A 9292-nucleotide genomic window follows, 5' to 3' on the forward strand; every position below is an offset into this window, starting at 1 on the left:
TCAAGACAACGAAAAACGCCCCTCACCTGCGTGAACAGGTGAGGGGCGATCTGTCGGGCTGACAGGATTTGAACCTGCGACCCCTTGACCCCCAGGTGGATTGACGAGTCCTCGCCCCCGGTTCTCTGCGGTTGCTGTGAGCTAGGGAGTGCTCCGACACGCATCGCGTGCAGGGCGTTGGGGACAGATCGGGGACACATCCGGTGCGGCCGTAGGTGGGCATCGCCCGGCTCCCTGCCACGTCTTGTCGACGTCGGATCGGGTCAAGGGTGGACGGAGTCCATCACGTAGTGACGCGTAGTGCCCTTGATGCGGTTCGGCGTTGATAAGAGACTTCGAGAGCCGGTCGTTGCTTGTCTCGTGAGAAGTTGGACCACTGATCAGGCGAGCATGGGGGAGCGGGGGCGGGCGGTTGTTAGGCGGATGATCGAGTAGCCGGCTACGGGTGCCGGCCGCCGTGACCGTCCGCGATCTACGGGAAGCACGACGACGAGCAAGAGCTGCACGACGAGAGACGGTTTCGGTCATCTGGCCGGGCCGCCTTCGTCATGAGTGGGGCGCGCCGTGCCGGCGCGACCAGGGTGCGATGGGGGTGCGCGGAGCGAGCGCAGCGAGCCCGCGCGGGGGCCGGCTCCCCTGTCGCGGGCCCCTGGGCGCGCCGGCACGGCGCGCCCCTGCGCGGCGGAGCCGCGCCTTGAGCCAGTAAAGAAAGTCCTCACACGGCTGGCTGGCGTCAAAGAGCCTGTTAGTTCACCCCCTCCTTGGACGTGACCGAGGGGTTGCGTGAGCGTAAGTTATAGGCGCTGGCACGCAGGCATGATGTCTAGCGCTCCTGACGCGACGAAGGGTCGACATGCCACCGAGGAATCGACGAGTCCGGGCCGATCGTTCGGCTGATGACCAGAACGAGTCAGCTCCACACCTCGATACGACGCACGGGCAACTGACTCTAAGCCTTTCGGGATTCAAGGCGATCGGTAACAGGGTTTCGATAAATGTCGCTCCGCTGACGGTCCTGTCCGGATCGAATAGTGCGGGAAAGTCTAGCTTCATGCAGGCATTCCTCTTGCTGAAGCAGACAATCGATTCCAGTTTTGATCCGGGCGCAATACTGCTTCACGGTCCGAACGTGAAGTTTACCGATGCAAGTCAGACGCTGAGCCGCGAGAGATCCCGGGCTACTCAAAGCGCATCGTTCACTGTTGGATTGGCGAGCGGCGACTTTGACCGCACTATTTCCTACACTACGAGCGATGACGGGTTCGTCATATCACATGACATCGCTTCGGGGCCGGGTCGGTCCATGAATCTCTACCCAGGAATGCCAGCGACAAAAGTTGCAGAGTACGAGCCGTATCTAAACGCGCTTGGCCGAGCGTTTATTAACAACAGCCTAGAATCCGAGTATGAGTACGAAGTGGATGTGCTCCGGAGCACATGCTTCTTGGACTTATCCCTGACCCTCATCTCGAAAGATAGCAAAGTTCGGGCTCCGCTAAAAACTCCAGTCGTTGACAACGACACCGCGCAATGGTCGCAATTGCTGCGAGGAATAATCCACGTGCCTGGTCTGCGTGGAAACCCGGAGAGGCAATATCCTCGATCCGCGGTCGGCTCCACGTACATAGGAACGTTCGAAACGTATGTGGCCAGCATAATTCATGAGTGGTCGAATCGGGCGCCGAGTCTGGTCACGAGCCTGGCGCATGACCTGGAAGTACTAGGCCTCACCTGGAAGATTAAGGCACAGAAGATTAACGACGCATCCGTCGAGTTGCTGGTCGGACGTACGCCGCGCGCTCAGCGAGGCGGTGCACAGGATCTGGTCAGTGTGGCCGACGTAGGTTTCGGCGTTAGCCAGGCTCTGCCTGTCCTAGTATCGCTGCTCGCGGCGAGAGTCGGCCAGATTGTCTACCTGGAGCAACCTGAGATTCACCTGCATCCAAGGGCGCAGGTTGCTCTTGCGGCGCCGTTGGTTGCCGCAGCTAATCGTGGGGTCCGCGTGGTAATCGAGACTCACAGTTCCCTGTTGATCCGTTCAATCCAGACCGAGATAGCGCTCGGCAGCCTGCCGCCTTCGGCGGTGTCGATGAACTGGTTCAGTCGTGATCCGGAGACCGGGTTCAGTCGCGTAGACGTGGCGGAACTGGACGAAGCAGGTCGTTTCGGTGACTGGCCCGTTGACTTTGATGAGATTTCCCAGGATGCCGACATTGACTACCTCAAGGCGATCGGGGCCCGTCGATGACGACTGCACAGTACAACCAGTACCTGATCATCGATACGAACATCGCGAAGTCGTACAACGATCCAGCGAGGAACGACACGAGTCTTGACTGCCTACTCCTTTTGAATGCATTGCAGGACGCGGCGTGCAAGGTAGGGGTCGTGACATCACCGGAACTCGAAACCGAGTGGACAGAGCATGCTTCGCGGGCATTCAACCGGTGGTGGGCAAGTATGGAGTCCAGGCGCAGGATCCGACACATAGAAGATCGCCGTGTTGCGGATTATCGAAGGGCGATAAGCAAGGTCGAAGATGAAGGCATCAGAACTGCCATGGAGAAGGATGCCTTCATCGTAGAGCTCGTGATCCTCAATTGGTTTGCGGTGGCGTCTCGGGATGATCGACAGCGGAATTATGTGGTGAGGCTTGGTGCCGATTACGAGGTTCTGCGAAAAATACAGTGGTTCAACCCATCCGAAGACTGGCAGGATTGGCTGCGCGGTGGCTGCGTGGACTCGACTGTCTTCCAATGCAACTAGGCAGGCTGCGAAACGCTGGCTGAGCTACGTTGCGGCTGAATTCGGACCATCAGGGATAAGGTAGACGGCGGCTGGCTCCTCAATGTTAGGAGCGGCCCGATGAACGATTTCTGCGACACGTTCCGCTCCGAGGCTTTCATAGAGACTAATCGCAGCGCGGTCTTTAAGCATTACGTCGAATGCGATAGCCAGTTTCCGGGCGCGTGCGAACTCGATGGCCGTTTTCATTAGAAGTCGTCCTGCTCCGGTACCTCGGTGCTCGGGGGCGACGAAGAGCCGAGCGGGTATTGCGAGGAACTGGACGTCGCCGTGCGTGTGCTCGTACCAGGCTCGCGCGGCGTCGTCGCTTGGGGCACCTATGGTTAAGGTGATTTGGCCAATTGGGGTGGTGTCCTCGACTGCGGTCCAACTCCGTAGCTCGCTGTCGTGACGTAGCCAGCCCTCCGGATCGGCCACGCCTTCGATTGGGTATCCGTCCAGCTCATGCACACGTATGAGGATGGCCGCCAGGACGGGAATGTCTTCCTCGCGGCGCGGTCGGATCGTCACAGCCATGGGCTCAGTACTCCACAGGCATGTCGTAGTCGAGCGCTGAGTAGTCGGCGCGCATGCGGAAGTTCGTCACTTCGAACGGCTTATTCTCGGCGGTCATGCCGGTGTGCCACAGGTCGATGATGGGCACGCCTGCCGGCATTTCGAGACCTTCGGCTTCCTCGCGGGTAGCCGGCCTCGCGGTGACCTCTTCGCGGATGTTCGCGATGGTGTACCCGAGGTCTTCCAGCCGGCCGTAGAGCGCGCGCTTGCCGAGGTTTTCGGCCTTCGTGAGCGCGGTGCCCTTGGCGATGGACCACGGGATGAACGTGATGCCGATCTGCATGGGGATCTCGTCGGCGTAGTACCAGTTCTCACGCCGTACGACGTCGGCCCCGGGCTCGATGTCGAGTCGTTCCGCGACGTCGACGGGGGAGGGGATGCGCTCGACGTTGCGCACGTCGACTCGGGGCGTCTTGCCCTGGGCCCGCGCCTCTGCGCCGAACGGGCCATGCGTCGTGACGGCCCGCATCGGCGTCGTGTAGCGCAGCCGGCCGAACCGCATCCACCGCGGCCGCTCACGAACGAAGTACCCGCGCCCGTGCTCGGGCCGCACCAGGCCTTCCTGGATGAGTTCCTGGATCGCCGCTCGGGCCGTGTTCCGGGCACCGTGGTAGGTCGCCGCGAGCACTCGCTCTGACGGGAGCTTGTCGCCGGCGTTGTACTCGCCGGAGTGGATCGCGTCCCGTAGTGCCGCCGCGATCGCGCGGGCTTCGGCGTTGTCGCCGTGGGGTCGCTGATCTGCCATGCGCCCAACTCTAGCGAACTGGTTCAAGCCACTCTCTTGCGCAACTGGCTCAAGCTAGTCTATGGTGTGGATCGCTGGCTTAAGCCAGTTGGATTAGTCGAACAGAAGGGCAAGACCATGGCGATGCAGCGACGGTTTGCAGTGGCTCACGAGGACGTCTTCCCGAAGGGGGCGTTCCTGAAGGGTGAGGTCGAGCCGGTGGCCGACTTCAACGGTCCGAAGCGTGAGGACGGGTCCCGCCCGCAGCAGCTCGACAAGGACACGGGGCTGCCGCTGTGGCAGGTCGTGGTCCTCGACGCGGACGAGGACGCGGGGAAGAAGGACACCGCCGTGACGGTCAAGATCGCGGCGAAGTTCCAGCCCGTGCCCCCGGAGAACAAGACGCCGTTCCCGTGGACGCCCATCGAGTTCGTGGGCCTCACGGCACTGCCGTACGTGGACGACAACGGCAACCGGCCGCGCCTCGCGTGGTCGTACAAGGCCGACGACGTGTGCGAGCCGGGCAAGGCCGACGTGGCCACGCCTGCCCGCCCGGACGCCGGCAAGGCAGCCTGACCCATGAGCATCAACGCCAAGTCGTCGGGGGTGGCGGGGGCTTCGGTTCTCGCCCCCTCGGCGGGGGATGTCCTCCGGTTCGCCGCCTACGTGGCTGAACTGATCGGCGACGACCGGGTGGAGAGCATCGCCTGGTATGACGACAGCTCGACCGGGGAGAAGCGGCTGTTCGTGACGGTCACGGACACCACGCACGGTGAGACGGTCGCCCACCTGCTCGGTCTCGGTGAACGCTCGGACATCGAACGTGATCGCCTCGATGGGTTCTCGTCGTGGAGGGGCACCTCGGGCAACGTGCCCGTGTTCCTGTCCGCACCGCTCGCGCTGGGCGGGCTTCCGCACCGCCGTCCGTGGGACTGGTCCTCTGACGCACACGCCGTTGCGCAGGAGGCTGCCTGATGTCCCGCGCCGAATCCCTCGCGAATGCCGCGAGCTATCTGTCTGAAGCCGTGACGGCGCTGAACGGCGCGTACCGAACCCTCGACCGTGCCGGGGTCCTCGGTGCGGCTGACCAGGCCCAGGGCCTGCACGACCGGGCCGCGAGCCTGCACACCGAAATCAGCCTCGCGGCCACGAACGCCCACCGCGCCGAACGGCCCGAGTTCTACGACGAGTCCGGCCGCTGGGTGGGCCGCTTCGGAATGGAGAAGGATCGATGAAGCCCGAACGCGTCTCCCAGCTCCGGCGTGTGCTGCGCCCGGCCGAGCGGTACATGCGGGCCTGCTCGTGGTGGATCTGGCACCGCCGCGCTCTGGTGCTGACCTTCGGCCTGATCGGTCTGGTCTGGTGGGGCTTCGGCACCCTGACCGGTCGCCCCGACGCCCGTACTGAGGGGCTGTGCTTCCTCGTCGTCGGCCTCGCGCCCGGAGTGGTCTGCGGCTTCTGGTTCGGCGTCGCTCCGGTCAGCTACGAACGCCGCGTAGCCGGCCCGTCCCGGCGTCGGGCGTGGAAGAAATGGGCTCGGCGTGAGTGGGTCGACGTCGCATCGTCGTGCGGCCTGTCCACCAAGAAGGCTGACGGGACCCTCGTCGTGCCTCGGGTGCTCAAGCGTTCGGCAAGGGGCGAGACGCTGACGCTCAAGGTCCGAGTTCAGCGCGGCCTGACACCTGACGCGATCACTCGCGCGCTGCCGGCTATCGCGACCACTGCCAACGCCCTGGCGTGGTCGGCTCGCACGGTTGCCCCGGGAACGGTCGTCATCGCCTTGACGATGCGTGACGCCCTCGCACTGCCGATCACCGCGGGCTTCCCCGAGCTGGTTCTCGTGGATGAACTGCCGATCGGTCGGAAGGTGGATGGCTCGACTTGGCGGCTCGGGCTGCTGGGCCGGCACACCCTCGTCGTGGGCGCCTCTGGCTCCGGCAAGGGCTCGATCTTCTGGGGCATCGCCGCGAACCTCGGCCCGGCCGTGAACGCCGGCCTCGTCAAGCTATGGGGGATCGACCTCAAGCGCGGTCTTGAGGTGCGTGTCGGGGAGGGTCTGTTCCACGCGGTGGCCGACAACCCGAGCGCCGCCATCGCTGCCCTCAAGGCGGTGCTCCGCGTGATTGACGAGCGCGGTGCCGCGATGGCCGGCAAGTCTCGTCTGCACAAGCCCTCCAAAGGTGCGCCGCTGCACGTTGTCATGGTGGATGAGGTCGCCGTGTTGACGGCCTACGCCGAGAAGGAGACCAAGAACGAGGCCTCCCGGCTGCTGTCCGAGATTCTGACCCAGGGTCGCGCCTTCGGCGTCCTGGTCGTGGCCTGCGTGCAGGACCCGCGCAAGGAGACCATCGGGATGCGCGGCCTCTTCACCCAGACCGTGGCGCTCCGGCTCCGCTCGGCCGAAGAGGTCCGGATGGTCCTCGGTGACGGCATGCACGACGTCGCACCGGCCCATGACATCAGCATCGACGCGCCTGGCACGGCGTACGTGGTCAACGACGACGGCACGTCGGACAAGATCCGGGCCGCGTACTGGCCGGACAACCTGATTCGCCAGGTCGCCGCGACGTACCCGAACCACAACGCCGGCCCCGCTGCGCTGTCGCGGTCGGACGCCGATCAGGCTGCCGCATGGCGCGCTGCTGGTGGGCACCTGCATGCCGTGAACCCGCCCACTGAAACGGCCATGAAGTCGACGCCGGACGACGACAACGCCGCCCCGAGCTCGACCACGCCGGCCGCTCGTGCTCCCCGCAAGCCTCGTGCCCCGCGCAAGCCCCGTGCACCGCGCGCCCCTCGTACGCCTCGCGTCCGCGAGACCGGTGCGCCCTCAACTCCCGGAGGTGACTCATGAACCGCCCCGCCCGCCCTGCCGGCCCCGTCGCCCGCATCGCTGCCGACTCCCGGCCCGTGCTCGTCTTCACTGTCGTCCTGACCGCCGCCGTCGCTCTGGCCTCCTTCGCACTCTCGTTCGCGTCCCTGCGGGACGCCGCTCTCTGGGGTCGCGTCCCCGAGGCTCTGGCGTTCCTCGTGCCCGTCGTCATCGACGCCTCGGTGCTCGTCTACGGCCTGGTCGCGCTCGTGCTTCGTGCCCGTGGCCGTTCCTCGGCGTGGGCCTGGACCCTGATGCTTGGCTTCACGGTCGTGTCCATCGGTGCGAACGCCGCGCACGCCTACGACGTCGGCCCCGAGCTGCGCACCGTCGTCGGTGTCGTCCTGGTCGCCCTCGCGCCGCTGTCGGTGCTCACCTCGACGCACGCTCTGGCTTCGCTCGTGGTCTCCGCCGCGCCCGTGCCTGTGCCTGAGGTCGCCGCTGAGCGTGCGACAGAGCCGGCACCCGTGAAGCCCGCTCCCACGCCGGCCGCCATCGAGCCGGCTGCACCCGCCGAGTCCGCTCCCGCTGCCACACCGGCATCTGCGCCCGTCGTCGCTCCGACGCCTCGCCGTCCGCGCCTGGGCCGCGTCCGTCCGGTCACCCAGGATGCCCTGGACCTGCCCGGCTTCGCCGTGAGGGCCGAAGCATGACCGGCCTTCGCCCTCAGGACGTTCCGCGCGGCTGGATGCTAGGTGCCTCGTGCGCCCAGGAGGACAAACGAGACCTGCCCTGGACCGTGGACACCTGGCGGCTCGGAGCTTCGGACGTCGCCGCCATGTCCCGTGTCTGCGCCGGCTGCCCGCTGCGTGACGCCTGCCGTGTCTACGTGGCAGAAGCGCGGATCACTGGTGGTTTCTGGGCCGGGCACGACCGGGACCGCTCTGCTATCCGCCGTCAGGCTCGCCTGGCTGAGCCGGACTCCGAAGCTTGGGACGTCGCATGACCGTCCTTGAGTTCCCGGGGTTCGGGGAGCACGCACCACTGGAGGTCGCTCCGGGTGCCCTGGGGTTCGCTACCCAGAGCACTCGGGGCCGGTCCCTCCGTGCCCGCCTGGAAGCCTTCTCCGAGGTCGCTGCTGGCGTCGGGTACTGCTCGCACCCGGTCAAGCTCTCCGGGTCCTCGATGACCGTGGACACCACCACGGGCGAGGTCGTCAGCGAGTACCACTCGGCCGACGCCCCGATGGGCGTGCTGTACCGACCGTGCGGCAACCGTCGCGAGGACGTCTGCCCGGCCTGTTCCCGGGTCTACGCCCGCGACACCTTCGCGATGATCCGGTCCGGCCTCCTGGGCGGCAAGACCGTGCCCGAGACCGTGGCGTCCAACCCGCTCGTGTTCGCCACGCTGACCGCGCCGTCGTTCGGGCACGTCCACGGTGTGCGCCCGAAGAACGGGCACAAGGCCGGTGGGACCTGCCGTCCCTATGACCGCGCCAAGACCTGCCCGCACGGCCGGTCCAAGTCCTGCATGCGGGTCCACACCGAGACCGACCAGGCCGTGGGCTCGCCGCTGTGCTGGGACTGCTACGACTGGACCTCGGCCATCGTCTGGCAGTGGCACGCCCCGGAACTGTGGCGACGCTTCACGATCGCTCTCCGCCGTGCCCTGGCCGGCTATCTCGGGCTGACGGACGCCGAGCTGCGCCAGGCCGCGTCTGTGCAGTACGCCAAGGTCGCTGAGTACCAGGCGCGCGGCCTCGTGCACTTCCACGCCCTGGTCCGCCTCGATGGCTCCGACGGTCCCGGCTCGACTGCGCCCGTGGACGGGTCGACGCTGGCTGGCCTGATCGAACAGGCCGCTCGTGGGGTGCGGGTAGAGGCTCCTGCGGTCGACGGTGCGGACGTGCCGCGTGTGCTGGCCTTCGGGTCCCAGCTCGACGCGCGGACCGTGCGCACTGGCCTACCGGGAACCGCTGCCGACGATGCCCGCACGTCCGACACCCTCGTGCCGGAACAGGTAGCCGGCTATCTCGCGAAGTACGCCACCAAGTCGACCAACGTCGACCCGGCGTCGCCCCGCCCACACCTGTCCAGGCTCACCCGTGAGTGCCGTCGCCTGGCCGACCGCGCCGCCACCGCCTGCCGGCCCGCCGGCTACGAGCCCGAAGAGGACGAGGACGGGTGCGTGTGCGGGACCTGCATCGACTCGCCGTACCGGCTGCTCGCCAAGTGGGCGCACATGCTCGGCTTCCGCGGCCACTTCTCCACCAAGAGCCGGCGCTACTCCGTCACCCTCGGCCGGCTGCGCGCAGCTCGAGCACGATTCGCCCGTCTGGCTGCTGAGGCGCAGCGCGCCGGCGAACCGCTCGACGTGACCGACCTCGAACGCCGGCT

Annotated in this window: 11 protein-coding genes; 9 read left to right on the top strand and 2 right to left on the bottom strand. The window is 66.2% G+C overall.

Translation table 11 applies throughout. The annotated features are described in order from the left end of the window. The first annotated feature begins 1051 nt into the window (after positions 1 to 1051). Positions 1052 to 2248 carry an AAA family ATPase gene (locus tag AB0I29_RS27590; RefSeq protein ID WP_357080979.1) on the top strand — a complete coding sequence of 399 codons (1197 nt, stop codon included), beginning with the start codon at positions 1052 to 1054 and terminating at the stop codon, positions 2246 to 2248. Then, on the top strand, positions 2245 to 2766 hold the full coding sequence (locus AB0I29_RS27595; protein WP_357080981.1) for a hypothetical protein: 522 nt from the start codon (positions 2245 to 2247) through the stop codon (positions 2764 to 2766). Before AB0I29_RS27590 ends, AB0I29_RS27595 begins: the two co-directional genes overlap by 4 nt. A 24-nt stretch (positions 2767 to 2790) precedes the next feature. Here AB0I29_RS27595 and AB0I29_RS27600 read toward each other — a convergent pair whose 3' ends face one another. Further along, on the bottom strand, positions 2791 to 3321 hold the full coding sequence (locus AB0I29_RS27600) for a GNAT family N-acetyltransferase (protein ID WP_357080984.1): 531 nt from the start codon (positions 3319 to 3321) through the stop codon (positions 2791 to 2793). Between the two features lie 4 nt (positions 3322 to 3325). Next, complete coding sequence (locus AB0I29_RS27605) at positions 3326 to 4132, bottom strand: GntR family transcriptional regulator (protein WP_357487467.1); 807 nt, start codon at positions 4130 to 4132, stop codon at positions 3326 to 3328. A gap of 114 nt (positions 4133 to 4246) precedes the next feature. On the opposite strand from AB0I29_RS27605, the gene AB0I29_RS27610 reads away from it, so the two are divergent. The 7 genes from AB0I29_RS27610 to AB0I29_RS27640 all read left to right on the top strand — a co-directional run. Further along, positions 4247 to 4660, top strand: coding sequence for a plasmid replication, integration and excision activator (locus AB0I29_RS27610; RefSeq protein WP_357033512.1), 414 nt, complete (start codon positions 4247 to 4249; stop codon positions 4658 to 4660). 3 nt (positions 4661 to 4663) lie between these two features. Continuing rightward, positions 4664 to 5059, top strand: a complete 396-nt coding sequence (locus AB0I29_RS27615) for a hypothetical protein (protein ID WP_357033515.1) — start codon at positions 4664 to 4666, stop codon at positions 5057 to 5059. Further along, a complete protein-coding gene (locus tag AB0I29_RS27620) occupies positions 5059 to 5319 on the top strand; it encodes a hypothetical protein (protein ID WP_357033518.1) in 261 nt (86 codons plus the stop codon). The genes AB0I29_RS27615 and AB0I29_RS27620 overlap by 1 nt, the downstream gene beginning before the upstream one ends. Continuing rightward, a complete protein-coding gene (locus tag AB0I29_RS27625) occupies positions 5316 to 6938 on the top strand; it encodes an FtsK/SpoIIIE domain-containing protein (RefSeq protein WP_357487470.1) in 1623 nt (540 codons plus the stop codon). The genes AB0I29_RS27620 and AB0I29_RS27625 overlap by 4 nt, the downstream gene beginning before the upstream one ends. Then, positions 6935 to 7609 (top strand): DUF2637 domain-containing protein, encoded by a 675-nt coding sequence (locus tag AB0I29_RS27630; RefSeq protein ID WP_357033491.1) that lies wholly within the window; start codon positions 6935 to 6937, stop codon positions 7607 to 7609. Before AB0I29_RS27625 ends, AB0I29_RS27630 begins: the two co-directional genes overlap by 4 nt. A 35-nt stretch (positions 7610 to 7644) precedes the next feature. Continuing rightward, complete coding sequence (locus tag AB0I29_RS27635) at positions 7645 to 7902, top strand: WhiB family transcriptional regulator (RefSeq protein ID WP_357033496.1); 258 nt, start codon at positions 7645 to 7647, stop codon at positions 7900 to 7902. Then, positions 7899 to 9292 (top strand): replication initiator (locus tag AB0I29_RS27640; protein WP_357487472.1); only part of this gene is annotated, 1394 nt, incomplete at its 3' end. The genes AB0I29_RS27635 and AB0I29_RS27640, both read left to right, overlap by 4 nt.

The organism is Promicromonospora sp. NPDC050262 (assembly GCF_040655935.1).
In the GTDB taxonomy this organism is placed as follows: Bacteria; Actinomycetota; Actinomycetes; order Actinomycetales; family Cellulomonadaceae; genus Promicromonospora.